Below are 18781 nucleotides of genomic sequence, written 5' to 3' on the forward strand. Positions count from 1 at the left end.
AACGAATAACGAATAACGAATAACGAATAACGAATAACGAATAACGAATAACGAAATTTAAAAAATCGCCCGCTAAAAAGACTGATTACCGCTATTATTTATGAATAGTTATAACCTAATTTCAACAACTCACAATTCTTACCTCGTAGAAACAAACAACTTAACAACAAACAACAAACGCCTACTTCAGTTTCTCATTATTGTGATGCCTGTCGTGATCGCGATTTGTTTTCAGATCCATTTTTTTGTCAAATGCAGCTTGAAGATCAATTCCGGTTTGGTTGGCCAAGCATAAAACGACAAAGACCACATCAGCAAGTTCCTCGCCCAAATCCTTGTCTTTATCACTTTCCTTTTCACTTTGTTCGCCGTAACGACGTGCAATAATTCGGGCAACTTCGCCAACTTCCTCAGTAAGCTGCGCCATATTGGTCAACTCATTAAAGTATCGGACACCATGGGCTTTGATCCAGTCGTCTACGGTTTTTTGCGCGTTTTGAAGTTTCATTTTATATTTTTTTAAGGACTATTTTTTTATCTAACTTATAATCATCAATCTTATATGAAAAAATTAATGTAACTATTCTACATTTTTGGAATCTATAATGATGGTCACCGGACCATCATTTATAAGTTCAACTTTCATATCTGCACCAAACTGGCCTGTTTGTATTTTCTTACATAATTCTACTTCCAATTGCATTATGAAACTTTCATATAAAGGAATGGCAATATCTGGTTTTGCCGCTTTTATATAACTTGGTCGATTGCCTTTTTTGGTCGAAGCGTGAAGGGTAAACTGACTGACCACAATAGCATCACCGTTAGTGTCAAGAAGTGAAAGGTTCATGACGTCACTGTCATCTTCAAAAATACGAAGATTGGCAATCTTTCTTGCAAGCCATTGGATGTCCTCTTGAGTATCTTCATTAACAATGCCCAACAGAATGAGCAATCCTGAGCCAATAGCTGCGACTTTTTTATGGTCAATGATAACACTTGCTTTTGAAACTCTCTGGATGACTGCTTTCATGATCTTTCCCCTAAATCCCCGAAGGGGACCTTTAAATTGTTAATATTTTTTTAAAATCTGAATGAATCTCCCTAATATCGTTGACTTTTTTTAGGTTAATTATTCATTATTAAATCTAAGATCGATGTCCTTTGTGGCGCTTTGTTTCTCCTTTGCGTAACTTTGCGTCACAGCCTTTTTGAGTGTGGAGCTATTCTCACTTCATGTTTTTTCTCGCAGATATTAACCTGACCGTTTTATAACACGCTCTCCCTCATTTATGGAACGCAGATGACGCTGATTCTGCTGATTTTCACTGATTTTTCACCTTCATATCAATTCACATTTGCGTACAGATGACTACTACCCACTAAAAACTCCCTATTACTAACTGCTTGCCCGTCCGAAACTATTGCGGAGGCGGGAAGACTGCCGACTGATGACTGCCAACTGATGACTGCCAACTGATGACTGCCAACTGAACACTTACTTAACCCACTCCTCTGTTCTGTAATGCTCATCGTCGCCTTCTAAGATTTGCAGATAGCTTCGATAGCGTGAAAAAGAAACTTCATCCTTTTCCAAGGCGTCTTTAACCGCGCATTGAGGCTCTTCAACGTGTATACAATTATTGAATTTACAGTTTTGTTTTAGAGCGAAAAACTCTGGGAAATAATCGCCAATTTCTTCCTTATCCATGTCTACGACTCCAAATCCTTTAATACCTGGAGTATCGACTATTCTTGCACCAAAGCTCAAATCGAACATTTCGGCAAAGGTCGTGGTGTGCTGTCCTTGCATATGTTGCATGGAAATCTCTTTTGTTTTTAAGTCCAATCCAGGTTCAATGGCATTGACCAAAGTAGATTTCCCAACTCCCGAATGTCCAGCGAACATACTCGTTTTATCTTTCATCAAAACTTTTAAGTGATCAATATTTTGCCCAGTAAGCGCCGAAACCTCAACACACTCATATCCTATTTTTCGATAAATAGAAGCCAAATATTTTACTTCCATCGCATTTTCGTCGTCGTAAGTATCCATTTTATTGAATACCAAGACGGTTTTAATCCTATAGGCTTTGGTAGATACTAAAAACCGATCAATAAAACTCGTCAATGTTGGCGGATTATTAATGGTAATGAGCAAAAAAACGGTATCGATATTAGAGGCAATAATATGGGTTTGCTTGGATAAATTAACCGATTTACGGACAATATAATTTTCCCGATCCTGAATGTTATGAATGATTCCATTGGTCACATTATCCAATGTTTCGACATCAAAATCGACCACATCGCCAACAGCAATCGGATTGGTGCTTTTAATGTCTTTTATTCTGAATTTTCCTTTTATACGGCAATCGTACACGGCACCTAAGTCGGTTTTCACGGTGTACCAGCTTCCTGTAGATTTATAAACGGTTCCTGTCATTGATTAAATTTAAGCAACAAAATAACGATTTTTTGGTGTTTAAAAAATGTATATTGGCTTATTAATTTTAAAAACAACCTAACTATATGAAAAAATTATTACTTACAGGTTTGTTATTTACATTTATTGTAAATTTAAATGCCCAAACCAATCTTTATGAACATCCGCAATTTGACCAAATTTCTAAAGACCACAGAACCATCGCTATTGTTCCATTCAAGACAAAAGTTAAGCTAAGACCAAAGCAAATGAAGGACATTTCGAGCGAACAATTAGATCGCATAGAAAAAGCAGAAGGCGAAGGCATCCAAACGGCATTATACTCTTGGTTTTTAAAACGTAAAAAAAGAGGAGATATGAAAACTGTAGAAATTCAAGATTCACGTACAACTACAGCCATATTAAGTAAAAATGATATTAACTATAATAATATAACTAATTACACACCGCAAGAATTAGCTAAAATTCTAGGTGTCGATTCAGTCATTTCTGGTAACTTTGAAACCAACAAACCCATGTCAGAAGGCGCTTCGATTGCACTGGCATTTTTAGGAGCTTGGGGTTCAACAAACAGTGCTGTAATTAACATGAGTGTCCATAATGCAGAAGATGGCACCTTATTATGGAATTACAATAAAAAGGTAAAAGGAGGACTCGGAAGCAGCTCAGAAGACTTAATAAATGTCCTTATGAGAAAAGCCTCTCGAAGATTAAGTTATACTAAAAGTTAGTAGTTAATGAACTCCTTAAACTTATAAAATTAGTCTTATAATTTTCTGGAATATTTTATTGAAATAAAAAAAGAGGCTGCCTTAGTAAGATAGCCTCTTTTAAATTAACCGTTAATAATTCTCTCTTGATGGTTGATAGATTCTTGGTGAATCGCTTTAAACATTTTAAGGATAAACTCTTCGCTCAATCCGTTGCGCTCGCCTTCTAAAACCATACTCCCTAAGATTTCATTCCAACGTTTACTTTGTAAAACGGCTACGTTTTTCTGCTTTTTAAGGGCGCCAATACCGTCAGCAAATTTCATGCGTTTTCCAATCATTTCAATCAATTGATTGTCCACAATATCAATTTGCGCTCTCAAATTACTCAAGTTGGTGTTGTATTCCGCTTCAGGATCAGATTCTTTTCTGATGCGTAAATCCTTCATGATTTGAATCAAAGTCTGAGGCGTCACTTGTTGTGAAGCATCACTCCAAGCGGCGTCTGGATTGGTATGCGTCTCAATCATGAGGCCGTCAAAATTCAAGTCTAAAGCCGTTTGTGATACGTCAAAAATCATATCACGTTTTCCAGTAATATGGGATGGATCATTGATTAATGGCAAGTCTGGAAATTTGGTCTGCAATTCAATCGCCAATTGCCATTCTGGATTGTTTCTGTATTTCGTTTTTTCATAGGTCGAAAATCCACGGTGGATAGCGCCTAGTTTTTTGATATCGGCCGTAGCCAAACGCTCAATCGCACCTAACCACAATGGTAAATCTGGATTTACAGGATTTTTAACCAAGACGATTTTGTCGGTTCCTTTTAAAGCATCAGCAATTTCCTGAATAATAAATGGGCTTACGGTTGAACGGGCACCAATCCAAAGCAAATCAATATCATGCTCCAATGCCAACTCAACGTGTGCTCTATTCGCCACTTCAGTAGCGGTTTTCATACCGGTTTCTTCCTTAACTCTTTGTAACCATTTTAATCCCAAAGCTCCAACACCTTCAAACATTCCCGGACGTGTACGTGGTTTCCAAATTCCTGCTCTGTAATAACTGACGTCAGTATCTTTTAATTGGTGGGCGATGCCTAATACCTGCTCTTCTGTTTCCGCACTGCATGGACCTGCAATGACCAAGGGATGATCCAACTTTAAATCATCTAACCATGTTCTCAATTCTTTCTTGTTCTCCATAATTGTTTAAAATTTCCAAGTTTAAAATTCCAAATTCCAATCTTTAGACTACAGTTCCAAAACTATTGGAATTTGGAATTTTATTTTTTTGGTATTTGTTGTTATTGTATTCCGTTTAAAATTTCTTTGATATAATTCGTGTTTTTCATTTCTAAATAGATGGCGTCAAAGTCATCGTCATGCATAAAGCCTCTAAATTTTATCAGATTTTCAATGTATTCATCCAAGGTTTCGAGGACGTTGATTTTATTCTGTTTAAAAATTGGCGTCCACATTTCTGGCGAACTTTTAGCCAAACGAACGGTTGATGCGAATCCACTTCCCGCCATATCAAAAATATCACGTTCGTTACGCTCTTTGTCAATCACTGTTTTTCCCAACATAAAGGAACTGATATGTGATAAGTGCGACACATAGGCAATATGCTTGTCGTGTGCTTCAGGGTTCATATAGCGAATGCGCATGCCTATATCTGTAAACAATTTAAGTGCTTTTTCCTGAAGCTTGAAGGCCGTTTTTTCAACCTCGCAAATGATATTGGTTTTATTTTGGTACAGTCCTAAAATGGCCGCTTTGGGCCCAGAAAACTCCGTTCCCGCAATAGGATGGGCTGCCAAAAAATTACGACGCTTTGGATGATCCTCTATCGCTTTGCAAATTACCGCTTTAGTTGAACCGACATCCATAACCAAGGCATCGTCAGAAACCAGGTCCAATACTTTGACCACTTCATTAACTGCCGCGTCAACAGGAATGGATAAAATGACCAAATCAGCATTTTTTAAATCTTCATATGTGGCTTTAGCATCAATAACATGAAGTTCTATGGCTTCGTTCAAATGATTTTCATTATGATCAATTCCGAAAATCTTTACTTTAGGGTCGTGTTTTTTAATGTCAAGAGCCAAACTCCCACCAATCAATCCAACCCCTATGATGTATATATTTTTCATTCTATTAATATATCGCCCTCCTGGGGCTTTTCGTTTAAAACGAATTATTTTATAAATATGTGGCTACGAATATGTCGTTCAAATGGATGCTATAAAGATGTCGCCCTGATGGGGCTTTCTTACTTACTATAAATCCTACTGTTTACTGTTACTGCAAACTGTTACTGAACACTGCAAACTCAATTGACTCTAGATATCGCGTCTTGCAACTCTTCCAATGGCGCACATAACGAAAATCGGATATAACCTTCGCCGTTGCTACCAAATATGGTGCCTGGCGCAATGAAAATGGAATGTTCCTTCAACACTTTGTCAATAAAGATCTCTGAGGTTAAATGCGCTGGTAATTTTGCCCACACGAATAATCCTGTCGCGTTTTCATCATAAGTACAGTTTAAGGCACTTGCTAATTCCCATACTTTTTGACGACGTTCTTCGTAAACGCTGTTCAAACTGGTAAACCACATTTTTGAACATTTCAACGCTTCAATCGCTCCTTTTTGAATTCCGTAAAACATCCCGGAATCCATATTGCTTTTCACTTTTAAAATCGCATTGATATATTCTGTATTTCCCAACACCATACCAACGCGCCATCCTGCCATATTAAAGGTTTTGCTTAACGAATTAAGTTCCAAACAAACATCTTTTGCGCCTTTGTATTTCAAAATACTTCGCGGATATTCGTTCAAAACAAAACTGTACGGATTATCGTTGACGATTAAAATGTTATGACGTTTTGCAAAGGCGATAATAGACTCAAAAACCTTATTGCTGGCCGTTGCTCCCGTCGGCATATGTGGATAACTAACCCACATCAATTTAACTTTTGACAAGTCACTTTTTTCTAAAGTTACCAAATCCGGACACCAATCATTCTCCGCCACCAAATCATAAAAAACAGGCTTTGCACCTACTAATTTCGTGACTGAAGCATAGGTTGGATAACCAGGATTTGGAATCAACACCTCATCCCCCGGATTTAAAAATGCCATAGAAATATGCATAATCCCTTCCTTACTTCCCATTAATGGCAGCACTTCCGTCAATGGACTTAAGGCGACGCCATAATGTTCCTTATAAAAATCGGTCATGGCTTCCCTTAACTCTGGCAAGCCTTGATAACTTTGATACTTATGCGCAACGGCATCATTCATGCTTTCTTTAATAGCTGAAATGACACGCGCCGGCGGTTCCAAATCTGGGCTCCCAATTCCTAAATTGATGATAGGTTTTCCTTGGGATTTTAGCAAGTTCACTTCTCGCAATTTTTGGGAGAAGTAGTACTCTTCAACAGTGTTTAATCTATCTGCAAAAGTGATCATTGTCGTGAATTTTTATATTCGCCCAGAACTTTAAATTCTTGAGCCATTATTTCCATTATTGATTTTGCTTTTTTATAATCTTGGTAATCTTCAAAAGTAATATCCACAAAAAAGGCATACTTCCAAGGCGTTTCTATTTTTGGTAAGGATTGGATTTTAGTAAGATTCATTCGGCAATCACTCATCACATTTAAAATAGACGCCAAACTGCCACGTTTATGATCCAATGTAAATTTTAGTGATGCTTTATTGATTTCATTTTCAGGTAAAACGCCATTGCTTGTTTTTGCAATGACAAAACGAGTTTCATTCTGTTTGATGGTTTGGATACTCTCTGAAATGATTTCCAATTCGAACAGTTCTGAAGCCAATCGGCTTGCGATGGCACCGACGTTTTTTAATTGTTTTTGCTGAATGCGTCGTGCTACCTCAGCCGTATCTTTATCTTCCACCAACTTAATGTGCGGGTATTTTTTAAAAAACTGCTTACACTGCAACAAAGCCATAGGATGCGAATATACTTCGTGAATATCCTCCATGGACTGCCCTGGCAATCCCATCAAATGATGCTGAATATCCAAATAATGCTCGCCAATAATGTGCAATTGATTATCGTCAATTAAGGCATAATTAGGGATGATGGAACCAGCAATAGAGTTCTCAATCGCCATAATAACGGCATCCGTTTTATGCGTTAGAACACTCTGTACAGCGCCATCAAACGTCATACACTCATCAATTTCATCTAGCAAATCATTAAAATACTCGAGGGCGACGATATGATGAAACGACCCTTTAACTCCTTGTATGGCAACAGATTTTATCATGTTATATCTTTGGAATTTCCGTCGAAACGGAACTAATTTTAAATGTTATTATTCATTTTCACAAACTCTCAAAACCTATTAAAACAAAAAAGTCCCGATTTTCATCGAGACCTTTATATTAAATTTATAGTGAATAAATTATACATACGAAGCCTCGTTCCCTTTGCTAAAAAAGAAATAAAAAAAGCTGTGATATGTGTAATTGATTGTTTTCATAATTTGATTTCGCTAAAGTAAATAATAAATTGGATAAACAAAATGTTTTTTCAATTCTTTTTTCATTACAACGATTTCGTTAATTCATTGCATGACTAAAATGCTTACTTTTGAGCAAAAATCTTGAATCATGTCAATTGAAGTCAATCATCTTACCAAGTTTTATGGGGATCAAAAAGCGCTGAATGCTATTTCTTTTAAAATTAATAAAGGAGAAATTGTAGGGTTTTTAGGTCCGAATGGCGCAGGAAAATCGACCATGATAAAAATTTTGACTACTTATATTGATGCTTCTGAAGGCGTAGCCAAAGTCAATGATTTTGATGTTCATAAAAATGCTTTAGACGTTCAGAAACTGGTAGGCTATTTACCGGAACACAATCCGTTGTATTTAGACATGTATGTGAAGGAGTATTTAGCATTCAATGCCAATGTTTATAAAGTTGGTAAAACACGGATTGATGAAGTGATTGAGCTTACAGGCCTCACGCCAGAAGCACATAAAAAAATTGGGCAACTTTCCAAAGGCTATCGCCAACGCGTGGGATTGGCCACGGCATTGTTGCACGATCCAGAAGTGTTGATTTTGGATGAACCAACTACGGGATTGGATCCAAATCAGTTGGTTGATATCCGAAATTTGATCAAATCCTTAGGAAAAGAAAAAACGGTTTTTTTGTCTACTCATATCATGCAAGAAGTCGAAGCCATTTGTGACCGCGTCATCATTATCAATAAAGGTCAAATTGTTGCCGATAAAAAACTATCAGAATTAAAAGCCGATCAGGAACAGATTATTGAAGTCGAATTTGATTATCGCGTGGAAGATGCTTTTTTGAATCGTTTAAAGCATATCCAAACCGTCAAAAATACACATGATTTCATCTACGAATTAACGTTTTCTACCAAAGAAGACATGCGTCCATCCGTGTTTGATTTCGCGCACGATAATGGTTTGAAAATCCTCCAACTGAATCAAAAGAACAAAAACCTAGAAAGTCTTTTTAGAGAATTAACGGCAAAATAAGAATCACTCCACAATTAATCGTCCCGAGTAAAACGTTTGCACATCAACAACAGGCGGTTGATTTACCAAAATGACATTCCCTGTACTTCTGATTTCTCCGATTAATGAAACCTGCGGATTCAGTATCATATCATTACTACTCCTTTGAAAAATACTGATGTTTTGGGCAATTAGATGCCGTCCTTCAAAGCGGGAATTTCCGGAATAAAATCCGATGGTCAAATTCTCAACCGCTCCACTCAAAAATATATGAGACAAGTTGTTAGTGGTTACTTTCAAATTCGTGCAATTGACTTCCAATCGAAAATCGCCAACGGTATGATATAGTCCTTCTGCCCCAAAATCTTCTGAAATTAAAGATAGATTAGGATAATTTAATACACCATCACTTAAAATTGGCAATCCTGTGCTCGACCTGATGCTGGTCATATTGGGCGCACTGACGTAAATTTTAGTAATTCCATAATCTCTAGTAAGATTGCATCCATTTTCATCTTTCAAAATGAGTTGTCCATTTTCTACTTTGACCACAATCTCATCCATTAAATACTCGCCCGTTTCTACGATAATCTTTTGCTCTGGCGCATCCTTGAGAATGAGCTGTACACGTTCAAAAACAATAATTTCATTGAAGTCTGCCACCGTAAATTCCTTTTGAACAATAGCTCCGGAATTCTGAAAACAATCGGGCACATTCTTGCCATTGCAGGATAGCAATACCGTGGCAATAAGGATGTATATAAATTTTTTCATTCTAAATTTTTTGGATAATTTTTAAACCCTTAGCTTAAAGCATTAATTTCCAAAACTTACAGTGATTTGAAAACCTTCAACAATTTTGAAGAATAAAGGATACTAAATAATTTTTGAAAGTTAATCTCAGAAAGCATTTTATGATTCTGTTCGAATTTTAGAAATAACATCGGTCGATAAAATCCAATCTATTCCTTTTTTCGCTAACCCTGTGATTAGCTTCTTATCTCCTGTCCAAAGTGGCGCATCTAATTCTAGCGCTAGAGCAATGAACGGCGCATCAAATTCGTCCACATTTTCAGTCAGTTAGATGGCCTTTCGCCAAGTAGTTTCTTTAATGAATTCCAAATTAATCAAATCTATCTTTTTAAAAATATTGCGCTGAAGAAACTCCAAATCACTCTCCGAAAACCCGCTGATTCTCAAGAATTTATCCTTGTGATTTTCAAGTTCATCTATGAGATAAGTTGGTGTGTAAAAGTTAAATATCTCTGAAGAATTTAGCAAAAGATCGCTTATCGTCCCGTTGGGGCTTAAAAGTCCACTAAAAATGATATTAGTATCAACTACGATGTTCACTTTACAAACCGACTTTTATTTTTATTCCACCAAGAAGATTTAGATTCGGAGGAAAGTTCGTCAATTTGCTTTTGGGAGACCTTACTTTTTGATGCGATTTCGCGGAACTTTAGATAATCTATAATCCACTGAAGCCCAATCAAGTCGATTTCAGAAGATAACCGAATTAAAATTTCCTTATTTGTTCTTTCAATTTGCATATTTAAATGTAGTCAAAATTTTCAATCACTCCAAAATTTTATCTCAAAATGCACACTTATGTCTTTGCGCCATCAAAACGACATTTCGATAGCATTTGAAACATGTTCTTCAACTTCATGCTTCCAACTCCGTGCTCCATGCTTCCTAAAGCCTCACGCCCACACCAAACTCTACGGCCTCCGCTTTCGCACCATGCGCTTTAAGCGTTAGCGCACTAAAAAAGGTATCTCCAAAATAGCGCTTTAAACCTATTCTTTCATACACGCGACCTTCAAAATCGTATGGATAATAAGCGTAATAGCCCAATTGGGTAATAAAAGACATCTTATTAATGAACAATTCATGTCCAACAAAAATACCCACACGCTTATAATCGGTATCAGGATCCACATGGCGCTCAGGATAAGCTACCGAATAATAATAAATCAATTCCTTTAAAAAATGTGCAAAAAACACATCGGCTCCCACCTGAAAGGCACTTTTTCTATTGATGCGCTTATCGGCATAAATGGAGAAATTATAAAACGGATATTGCCCCATGCCCACAATATCACTTTCATTGACACCCGTTCTAAACGCAATATTATATTTGATTTTTTCTGTGAATTTTTTATTTTCGGTAGAAGGCTGAAAGTCGGGCTCGCTCTTATAATCGAACATATAATTGGCACCTACATTAAAAACAAAAGTATTTGTAGAGTTATTTGGCGCTTTCACATTGGCGTTTGAATAATGAATCACAGAAATGCCTGCCTGAAACCCCAATCCTTTATAAACATTCTCCTTTTTATAATTGAGCATGAAATAGGTACTACTCAATAAATCGGAGCCGTAGGCACCATTCGTATAATTGGTCTCTTTATGATATGGATTTGTCGTGTAGGCAAGACCTTGACCAATTCTGAAATTTAGGTTACGATTCAGAAAATAGAAATTGTAATGCGCATATAAACCGTAGTTTTTACCCAAATACTCGTTTTTCATGTCTTGATAAACAAAAGAAAATCCCCAATCTGGATAGTTGAAACGACTTTCCCACGGCTGAAACCCGTAAGTTTTTTTGTTGTAACTTAAGATTAAGCCCGTGGGATGGTCCGTGATCAAATGTGCAATATCAGGATTGTGCTCCAATAAGGTTCCGTAGAAATAATTGGAATCTACAGTGAACAAATTTGGATCTTCCTCTTGAGCGAACAGAAACGAACTCGTTAAACACAGTAAACCTATTATTAATTGCTTCATCCCGTTTAGTTATTCAGCAAATTTAACAGAATAATCAAAACTCCAACCTTTGTAGGAATCTATCTTGATAAATTAACGATCTGATTATCTTTCCGCAAATTTTAAAAAACCTGTGAAGCAATGGTTTGAATATTGTCACTTTTTCCCATAGAATAATAATGCAATACTGGAATTCCAGCTTTTTGTAACTCTTTTGACTGCTGAATACACCATTCAATGCCCACTTGTTTGACCTCAGCATTATCCTTGCATTTAATGACTTCGGCAATTAAAGCCTCAGGCAAATCAACATGAAAGCGATGTGGCAATAAATTCAGTTGTTTTTTAGTGGCAATAGGTTTTAAGCCCGGAATAATAGGAATGGAAATGCCTTCTTTTCGGCATTTTTCAACAAAATCAAAATATTTCTGATTATCAAAAAACATTTGGGTCACAATATATTCTGCTCCACTTTTGATTTTCTTTTTCAGAAAATGGATGTCACTATCCAAACTTGGTGCTTCCATGTGTTTTTCAGGATAGCCTGCAATACCAATACAGAAATTGGTTTTTGAAGTATTCAGGAGTTCATCGTCTAAATAATGGCCATCATTTAGTGCTTTAATCTGTTTTACCAAACCTTCGGCATATTCATGGCCATCCTTTTCTGGTGTGAAGTACGTCTCCGTTTTAACCGCATCGCCTCTCAAAGCCACGACATTTTGAATGCCCAAAAAGTCAAGATCAATCAAGAAGTTCTCAGTATCTTCCTTTGTAAAGCCACCACATAATATATGCGGAATGGCATCCACTTTATAGCGGTTTTGTATCGCCGCACAAATCCCTACCGTTCCCGGACGTTTCTTGACCACCTGTCTTTTAAGCAGGCCGTTGGCTTGCTCTTTATAAACGTATTCCTCACGATGGTAAGTGACGTCAATAAAAGGTGGTTTAAACTCCATCAACGGATCAATATTATCAAAAATAGATTTGATATGCTGTCCCTTTAATGGTGGTAATATTTCAAACGAAAACTGTGTATTTCCGTTGGCTTGTGCGATATGTTCTGTTACTTTCATGTTTACTCCCCCTAAAGTGGAAATCTCTTTTTGCCACGAATACACGAATGTATTCTATGACATCATATTAATATTTATTTTATTTTGGCGTTACCTAAAGGTCGCGCTGTCACTACTCGCTCTCTTCGAGGAGCTCAAACAGACCGTTCCATCGCTAACGCAGCTTCCCGATTTCCTATTTATCAAATAAGAATGAATGAGTCATCGCTAACGCAGCTTCGTCAACTTCATAAAGCTTGGTCGTTGATATTTAATTATCGCCTCTAGAAACGTGGGTGAAATAATTTTTTTTAAGTAGCTCGACTACTGTTTTTTATTATTTCTCTGCGTTCCTCTGTGCCAACTCTGTGAAACTCTGCGTCACAGCATATTTCACAGAGACACACCGAAATTCACGGAGAGATATAGAGTAATTTAACTCTAGTCTGCTAGATTAGGACTCAACCATTTTTCCGCTTGTTCATTGCTGACACCACGTCTTTTGGCGTAGTCCTTTAATTGATCATCCGTAATTTTTCCTAATCCGAAATACTTGGCTTGGGGATTTGCAAAATAATAACCAGAAACACTTGCAGCTGGCCACATCGCCAAACTATCAGTTATCTCTAAGCCTATATGTTCTTTGACCTGCATTAATTTCCAAATTGTTTTTTTCTCCAAATGGTCAGGACAGGCTGGATAACCCGGCGCTGGACGAATGCCTATATAGCTTTCTTTTATCAATTCGTCATTGGACAAATTCTCAACGGAGTCATAACCCCAGTAAATTGTTCTCACTTCTTTATGCAAATATTCTGCGAAGGCTTCAGCAAGTCGGTCGGCGATGGCCTTGATCATAATGGAGTTATAATCGTCTAACTTTTCTTCAAAATCCTTTGCCAACTCTGCCGTTCCAAAACCTGTAGTCACAGCAAAACACCCCATATAATCTTGCTTTCCGGAATCTTTCGGCGCTACAAAATCTGCTAGGGCAAAATTGGGGATACCTTCACGTTTATCAAGTTGCTGACGAAGCGTTAAAAACGTAGCTTTTACATTCCCTGATTCATCATAAATTTCGACATCATCATCATTTACGGTATTCGCAGGAAACAATCCAAAAATAGCTTTTGCTCCCAACAGTTTTCCCTCTATCACTATTTTCAGCAAGGCTTTAGCATCTGCAAATAACTCAACAGCTTGTTCGCCTACAACCTCATCGATTAGGATATCAGGATATTTCCCATGTAAATCCCAACTTCTAAAAAACGGACTCCAATCGATAAAATCCACCAATTTTGAAAGGTCAAAATCTTGAATAATCTGAATACCCAATTGGTTGGGTTTGACAATTTCTGAAGTATTCCAATCAATTTTAAATTTCCGTTTCCGAGCTTCTTCAATCGTCACAAAATTCTTGGTCTTGCCACGTTTTAAAAACTGCTCACGGAATTTCTCATATTCTTCACGAATCTGTTCCTTATAAACCTGATTGTCCTTTTTAAGTAAATTCCCTACTACGGTTACCGCTCTTGAAGCATCGTTGACATGCACAACAGTATGGGCATAATTTGGCGCAATCTTCACGGCGGAGTGCGCTCGTGAGGTGGTCGCACCTCCAATAAGCAAAGGAATAGTGATGTTTTTCTTTTCCATTTCTTTGGACACATACACCATTTCATCCAAGGAAGGTGTGATGAGTCCACTCAATCCAATGATATCTACATTTTCCCTGATCGCAGTTTCGATGATTTTTTCTGGTGGCACCATCACGCCCAAATCTATGATTTCGTAGTTATTACAACCTAAAACCACGCTGACGATATTTTTACCTATATCATGCACATCACCTTTTACCGTGGCCATTAACACACGACCAGCAAAGGCTTGCTTGCCATCTTTTTCGGCTTCAATAAATGGTTGAAGATAAGCGACGGCTCTTTTCATCACGCGCGCCGATTTTACCACTTGCGGTAAGAACATTTTTCCACTTCCAAACAAATCGCCAACCACACTCATCCCAATCATTAAATGACCTTCAATGACTTCAATAGGTTTTTGACTTTCTTGACGTGCTTGTTCGACATCTTCAATAATAAAGGTTTCGATACCTTTTACTAAAGCGTGCGTAATGCGTTCTTGAAGTGGATCATTTCGCCATTCTTGCACAGTTTTTTCAGTTACGGACAAGTCGCGACTTGTCCTTACTGTTTCGGCAAAATCCAACAAACGCTCGGTGGCATCCTCTCTTCTGTTGAACAATACATCTTCAACATGCTCCAATAAATCTTTCGGAATTTCATCATAAATCTCCAACATGGTTGGATTGACAATTCCCATCGTCATACCATGCTGAATGGCATGATATAAAAATGAGGAGTTAATGGCTTCACGAACCACATCATTCCCTCTAAAAGAAAAGGACACGTTGCTCACACCGCCAGAAACATTCGCATATGGTAAGTTTTCACGAATCCATTTGGTGGCATTGAAAAAGTCCAAAGCATTCAAACGGTGCTCTTCCATTCCTGTAGCCACAGGGAAAATATTGGGATCAAAAATGATATCCTGAGCTGGAAAGTGGACAATGTCCACCAATATTCTATAGGAGCGCTCACATATCTCAATTCGGCGTTGATAAGTATCGGCTTGTCCGTCTTCATCAAATGCCATGACAATCACAGCCGCACCATAACGTTTTACCAATTTAGCGTGATGAATAAAAGTGGCTTCGCCTTCCTTTAAACTGATGGAGTTAACCACCGATTTCCCTTGCACAACTTTTAAGCCCGCTTCAATGATTTCCCATTTGGAACTATCAATCATGATCGGTAACTTGGCAATATCTGGCTCAGAGGCAATCAAATTCAAAAATTTGGTCATAGCAAAAACGCCATCCAACATGCCTTCATCCATATTGACGTCGATGATTTGGGCACCGCCTTCCACCTGATCACGCGCTACATCTAAGGCTTCACTGTACTTTTCGTCTTTTATAAGACGTAAAAACTTACGTGATCCTGTGACGTTGGTGCGCTCGCCGACGTTTATAAAATTACTCTCAGGAGTGACTATTAATGGCTCGAGACCTGAAAGTGTTAAGTATTTGTTTTGTTTCTTCATTTTCTTTCTATTCATAAGATTTAGCTTCGCTGAAACTAAAGGGTTCCATCTTTCACAGGAACTTTTCAAGACCTAAAGGTGTTAAGAATTATTCATTTTGATCTTTTAAAACAACCCTTCCGTCTTCATCCCGATTTCGCGGGATGAATTCACCTTCCCTTCATTTCGACAAGCTCAATGCAAGAGGGAAGGAATTATTTACGCTAGCACATTGACTCGTCGTGGTTTATAATTCTTAGCGGTATCCGCAATCAGCTTTATATGCTCTGGCGTCGTACCGCAACAACCGCCAATGATATTGATCAAACCATCTTTGAGGTATTCTTCTATCAGCACGTTCATTTCTTTTGCTGTTTGCTCATACTCTCCAAAAGCATTTGGCAAGCCCGCATTGGGATGCGCAGAAGTATAAAATTCGGTTTCGTTGGATAAACGTTGTAAATAAGGTTGTAATTGGTCAGCTCCAAGCGCACAATTAAATCCGACGCTTAATAAAGGAATATGGGAAACGGACATCAAAAAAGCTTCAACAGTTTGCCCAGAAAGTGTTCGTCCTGAGGCATCGGTAATCGTTCCGGAAACCATGATGGGAATGTCAATATTTCGGTCTTCTTTGACTTCTTCGATCGCAAATAAAGCGGCTTTTGCATTTAAGGTATCAAAGATAGTTTCTACCAAAAGCAGATCAACACCACCGTCAATCAGAGCTTCCACTTGCTGTTTGTAAGCAATGCGCAATTCGTCAAACGTAATGGCACGAAATTCCGGCTTATTAACGTCTGGCGATAGACTTGCAGTTTTGTTCGTTGGTCCAATACTTCCCGCCACAAAACGCGATTTTTCAGGATTGGCTTTGGTAAATTCATCTGCAATTTGTTTGGCAATTTTAGCGGATTCAAAATTCAGTTCGTAAACCAAATGCTCCATATTATAATCTGCCATGGCAATGGTAGTACCGGAAAATGTATTAGTTTCCACAATATCAGCACCGGCTTCAAAATATTGACGATGTATATCAGCAATAGCTTGTGGCTGCGTCAATGACAATAAATCATTATTGCCTTTAAGCGAACTTGGATAATCTTTGAAACGCTCCCCGCGAAAATCTTCTTCCGAAAAATTATAGCGTTGTAGCATAGTGCCCATGGCGCCATCTAAAACTAAAATACGATGTTGTAATAAATTTTGTAAATCTGACATTTTGTAAAAAAAATAAAAATGTCATCAGGAAAGTGAGAGGAAAATACACTTTGGTTATCTGTCTAAATCCTGAAATAACTTCAGAATAAAGTAGAATTTAGCACCTTCTTAAAGATTCCCGTCTACGCAGGAATTAAGGGTTGCTAAGGCTTCAATGGGTCTAATCCCTCTGCCTTTCGTGATAACAAATATTAATAATAAGAACTTAGGCGAATTTAGGTCATAAAAAATGGTTCACCAACTTTAATCAAATAAATTTGAAGATAAATAACGGTCCCCAATATCGCAAATAATGGCAACAATAATTCCGTGGTCTAATTTTTCAGCAATTTTCAGAGCCGCTGCCACGCAACCGCCACTGCTCATTCCCGCAAATACACCTTCTTCCTTAGCTAATCTGTTAGTCATGAGCTTTGCCTCCTCTTCGCTCACTTCAATAATTTCATCTACTTTAGACCGGTCAAAAATTTTGGGCAGATAAGCTTCAGGCCATTTTCTAATCCCAGGTATTTTTGCCCCATCTTTTGGTTGTGCACCAACAATGTTGATATTTTTATTATGCTCTTTCAAAAAGGTGGAAACCCCCATGATGGTTCCAGTCGTTCCCATCGCGGATACAAAATGTGTGATTTCGCCATTGGTATCTCGCCATATTTCAGGCCCTGTAGTTTTGTAATGAGCTTTCCAATTGTCGTCATTAGCAAATTGATTCAGCATAAAGTAACCTTTATCATGCTCCAATTGCTCCGCGAGATCGCGAGAGCCTTCAATACCTTCATCAGCCGAAGTCAAAATCAGTTCGGCCCCATAAGCACGCATCGTTTTAATGCGCTCTTCCGTAGAGTTTTCCGGCATAATCAAAACCATTTTCAACTCCAATAATTGAGCAATAAATGCTAAGGCTATTCCCGTATTCCCACTAGTGGCTTCCACCAAAGTATCGCCCTTTTTTATCTCACCACGTGTCAAGGCTTCAGAAATCATGTTAAAAGCAGCTCGATCCTTGACGCTTCCGCCAGGGTTTTTTCCTTCCAACTTCAGGAATAAGCGCACTCCGTTTTTTGAAATTAAGTTTTTAACTTCAATGAGTGGTGTGTTTCCAATTTGATCGATTATTGATTGACTTCTAATCATTTGTTGCGCGTACTAATTTGTATTTCGGTTTGATAGGTGACTAAGGAATTTGCAGGAATAGATTGGGTTATCCAAACATTGGCTCCAATAATACTATTCGCACCGATTACAATATCTCCGCCTAATATGGTTGCATTGGCATAAATAGTGACATTATCTTCAATAGTTGGGTGTCGTTTTGTTGCTGACAAACTTTTTTTAATTTGAAGGCCACCCAAGGTCACACCTTGATAGATTTTTACGTTGTTTTTGATGATTGCAGTTTCGCCGATGACAATCCCAGTACCGTGATCGATATAAAACGAATCACCGATGGTTGCTCCAGGATGAATATCAATACCAGTTAACCCGTGAACATGCTCGCTCATCATCCGAGAAATAACAAATGATTTCAGATTGTATAAAGCATGACTTAATCTATGGATGGCAATGGCATGAAAACCTGGATAAGCCAAATAGACTTCTGTTAAATTCTTTGCCGCTGGATCTCCTTGAAGTATAGCAAGCGCATCTAAATCAAGCTTTTTTCGAATACTGGTAAACTGGCTTTCAAATTGACGCCATAATGCTTCTCCATGATCTAATTGAAGTTTTGAGGTAATCTCAAGAAATGTATCCTCAACAAACTGACTTTTATGCTCTCGATATTCCTCATCGAATAGCATATAAAAAAGAGCTTTGCTAAAGGTTTCTACAGTATCTTTTAGACAAATATTATAACTCGTAAATGAATTTCGATAATTAGATGTTGCGCTCATACCTTCAATATTACGCATTATTAAGGAGTAGCAAAAAGATAT

At 37.8% G+C, this 18781-nt stretch carries 16 protein-coding genes, 1 pseudogene and 1 riboswitch; of the genes and pseudogenes, 2 read left to right on the forward strand and 15 right to left on the reverse strand.

Features of this window, described 5'->3' with window-relative positions; genetic code table 11:
• Window positions 1-181: 181 nt before the first annotated feature.
• From ACOH2D_RS07385 to rsgA, 3 genes are all read right to left on the reverse strand, one after another.
• Window positions 182-508 carry a nucleotide pyrophosphohydrolase gene (locus ACOH2D_RS07385; RefSeq protein ID WP_348036482.1) on the reverse strand — a complete coding sequence of 109 codons (327 nt, stop codon included), beginning with the start codon at window positions 506-508 and terminating at the stop codon, window positions 182-184.
• A 72-nt stretch (window positions 509-580) separates the two neighbouring features.
• Window positions 581-1033 carry a D-aminoacyl-tRNA deacylase gene (dtd, locus tag ACOH2D_RS07390; protein WP_348036481.1) on the reverse strand — a complete coding sequence of 151 codons (453 nt, stop codon included), beginning with the start codon at window positions 1031-1033 and terminating at the stop codon, window positions 581-583.
• 465 nt (window positions 1034-1498) lie between these two features.
• Window positions 1499-2446, reverse strand: a complete 948-nt coding sequence (gene rsgA / locus ACOH2D_RS07395; RefSeq protein WP_348036480.1) for a ribosome small subunit-dependent GTPase A — start codon at window positions 2444-2446, stop codon at window positions 1499-1501.
• Between the two features lie 86 nt (window positions 2447-2532).
• On the opposite strand from rsgA, the gene ACOH2D_RS07400 reads away from it, so the two are divergent.
• Complete coding sequence (locus tag ACOH2D_RS07400) at window positions 2533-3177, forward strand: hypothetical protein (protein WP_348036479.1); 645 nt, start codon at window positions 2533-2535, stop codon at window positions 3175-3177.
• 104 nt (window positions 3178-3281) lie between these two features.
• Here the strand turns inward: ACOH2D_RS07400 and ACOH2D_RS07405 are convergent, their stop codons facing one another.
• From ACOH2D_RS07405 to ACOH2D_RS07420, 4 genes are all read right to left on the reverse strand, one after another.
• The gene (locus ACOH2D_RS07405; protein WP_348036478.1) at window positions 3282-4364 is read right to left on the reverse strand and encodes a chorismate mutase; all 1083 of its coding nucleotides are present in this window, start codon (window positions 4362-4364) and stop codon (window positions 3282-3284) included.
• Between the two features lie 101 nt (window positions 4365-4465).
• Window positions 4466-5317 (reverse strand): prephenate dehydrogenase, encoded by an 852-nt coding sequence (locus ACOH2D_RS07410; protein ID WP_348036477.1) that lies wholly within the window; start codon window positions 5315-5317, stop codon window positions 4466-4468.
• Between the two features lie 179 nt (window positions 5318-5496).
• Complete coding sequence (locus ACOH2D_RS07415; protein ID WP_449534847.1) at window positions 5497-6642, reverse strand: pyridoxal phosphate-dependent aminotransferase; 1146 nt, start codon at window positions 6640-6642, stop codon at window positions 5497-5499.
• Window positions 6639-7469, reverse strand: a complete 831-nt coding sequence (locus tag ACOH2D_RS07420; RefSeq protein ID WP_348037976.1) for a prephenate dehydratase — start codon at window positions 7467-7469, stop codon at window positions 6639-6641. Before ACOH2D_RS07420 ends, ACOH2D_RS07415 begins: the two co-directional genes overlap by 4 nt.
• A 346-nt stretch (window positions 7470-7815) precedes the next feature.
• Here ACOH2D_RS07420 and gldA point away from each other — a divergent pair, with 346 nt between their 5' ends.
• Window positions 7816-8712, forward strand: a complete 897-nt coding sequence (gene gldA / locus ACOH2D_RS07425; protein WP_348037978.1) for a gliding motility-associated ABC transporter ATP-binding subunit GldA — start codon at window positions 7816-7818, stop codon at window positions 8710-8712.
• Between the two features lie 3 nt (window positions 8713-8715).
• Here gldA and ACOH2D_RS07430 read toward each other — a convergent pair whose 3' ends face one another.
• The 8 genes and pseudogenes from ACOH2D_RS07430 to epsC form a co-directional block, all read right to left on the reverse strand.
• Window positions 8716-9465, reverse strand: a complete 750-nt coding sequence (locus ACOH2D_RS07430) for a head GIN domain-containing protein (RefSeq protein ID WP_348037982.1) — start codon at window positions 9463-9465, stop codon at window positions 8716-8718.
• Window positions 9466-9603: 138 nt separating this feature from the next.
• Window positions 9604-10044, reverse strand: a pseudogene (locus ACOH2D_RS07435) (PIN domain-containing protein).
• A 345-nt stretch (window positions 10045-10389) separates the two neighbouring features.
• Window positions 10390-11487 carry an acyloxyacyl hydrolase gene (locus ACOH2D_RS07440; protein WP_449534848.1) on the reverse strand — a complete coding sequence of 366 codons (1098 nt, stop codon included), beginning with the start codon at window positions 11485-11487 and terminating at the stop codon, window positions 10390-10392.
• A gap of 101 nt (window positions 11488-11588) precedes the next feature.
• Window positions 11589-12545 carry a methylenetetrahydrofolate reductase [NAD(P)H] gene (gene metF / locus ACOH2D_RS07445; protein WP_348037984.1) on the reverse strand — a complete coding sequence of 319 codons (957 nt, stop codon included), beginning with the start codon at window positions 12543-12545 and terminating at the stop codon, window positions 11589-11591.
• 420 nt (window positions 12546-12965) lie between these two features.
• On the reverse strand, window positions 12966-15662 hold the full coding sequence (gene metH / locus ACOH2D_RS07450; protein ID WP_449534849.1) for a methionine synthase: 2697 nt from the start codon (window positions 15660-15662) through the stop codon (window positions 12966-12968).
• Between the two features lie 183 nt (window positions 15663-15845).
• Window positions 15846-16847 (reverse strand): homocysteine S-methyltransferase family protein, encoded by a 1002-nt coding sequence (locus ACOH2D_RS07455; RefSeq protein WP_449534850.1) that lies wholly within the window; start codon window positions 16845-16847, stop codon window positions 15846-15848.
• Window positions 16848-16898: 51 nt separating this feature from the next.
• Window positions 16899-17035: riboswitch (SAM riboswitch) on the reverse strand.
• A gap of 55 nt (window positions 17036-17090) precedes the next feature.
• Entirely contained in the window at window positions 17091-17981 is an 891-nt protein-coding gene (gene cysM, locus ACOH2D_RS07460; protein WP_449534851.1) for a cysteine synthase CysM, read from the reverse strand.
• On the reverse strand, window positions 17978-18757 hold the full coding sequence (gene epsC / locus ACOH2D_RS07465) for a serine O-acetyltransferase EpsC (RefSeq protein ID WP_449534852.1): 780 nt from the start codon (window positions 18755-18757) through the stop codon (window positions 17978-17980). Before epsC ends, cysM begins: the two co-directional genes overlap by 4 nt.
• Between the last annotated feature and the right edge of the window lie 24 nt (window positions 18758-18781).

The sequence above is a fragment of the Gelidibacter sp. genome, from assembly GCF_053579655.1.

Excerpts from the sequence above, each read along its gene's own strand:
- ACOH2D_RS07410 (WP_348036477.1), bottom strand. The coding sequence starts at position 5,317 with ATGAAAAATATATACATCATAGGGGTTGGATTGATTGGTGGGAGTTTG.
- rsgA (WP_348036480.1), bottom strand. The coding sequence starts at position 2,446 with ATGACAGGAACCGTTTATAAATCTACAGGAAGCTGGTACACCGTGAAA.
- ACOH2D_RS07420 (WP_348037976.1), bottom strand. The coding sequence starts at position 7,469 with ATGATAAAATCTGTTGCCATACAAGGAGTTAAAGGGTCGTTTCATCAT.
- metH (WP_449534849.1), bottom strand. The coding sequence starts at position 15,662 with ATGAATAGAAAGAAAATGAAGAAACAAAACAAATACTTAACACTTTCA.
- ACOH2D_RS07430 (WP_348037982.1), bottom strand. The coding sequence starts at position 9,465 with ATGAAAAAATTTATATACATCCTTATTGCCACGGTATTGCTATCCTGC.
- metF (WP_348037984.1), bottom strand. The coding sequence starts at position 12,545 with ATGAAAGTAACAGAACATATCGCACAAGCCAACGGAAATACACAGTTT.
- gldA (WP_348037978.1), top strand. The coding sequence starts at position 7,816 with ATGTCAATTGAAGTCAATCATCTTACCAAGTTTTATGGGGATCAAAAA.
- dtd (WP_348036481.1), bottom strand. The coding sequence starts at position 1,033 with ATGAAAGCAGTCATCCAGAGAGTTTCAAAAGCAAGTGTTATCATTGAC.
- ACOH2D_RS07455 (WP_449534850.1), bottom strand. The coding sequence starts at position 16,847 with ATGTCAGATTTACAAAATTTATTACAACATCGTATTTTAGTTTTAGAT.
- epsC (WP_449534852.1), bottom strand. The coding sequence starts at position 18,757 with ATGCGTAATATTGAAGGTATGAGCGCAACATCTAATTATCGAAATTCA.
- cysM (WP_449534851.1), bottom strand. The coding sequence starts at position 17,981 with ATGATTAGAAGTCAATCAATAATCGATCAAATTGGAAACACACCACTC.
- ACOH2D_RS07405 (WP_348036478.1), bottom strand. The coding sequence starts at position 4,364 with ATGGAGAACAAGAAAGAATTGAGAACATGGTTAGATGATTTAAAGTTG.
- ACOH2D_RS07415 (WP_449534847.1), bottom strand. The coding sequence starts at position 6,642 with ATGATCACTTTTGCAGATAGATTAAACACTGTTGAAGAGTACTACTTC.
- ACOH2D_RS07440 (WP_449534848.1), bottom strand. The coding sequence starts at position 11,487 with ATGAAGCAATTAATAATAGGTTTACTGTGTTTAACGAGTTCGTTTCTG.
- ACOH2D_RS07400 (WP_348036479.1), top strand. The coding sequence starts at position 2,533 with ATGAAAAAATTATTACTTACAGGTTTGTTATTTACATTTATTGTAAAT.
- ACOH2D_RS07385 (WP_348036482.1), bottom strand. The coding sequence starts at position 508 with ATGAAACTTCAAAACGCGCAAAAAACCGTAGACGACTGGATCAAAGCC.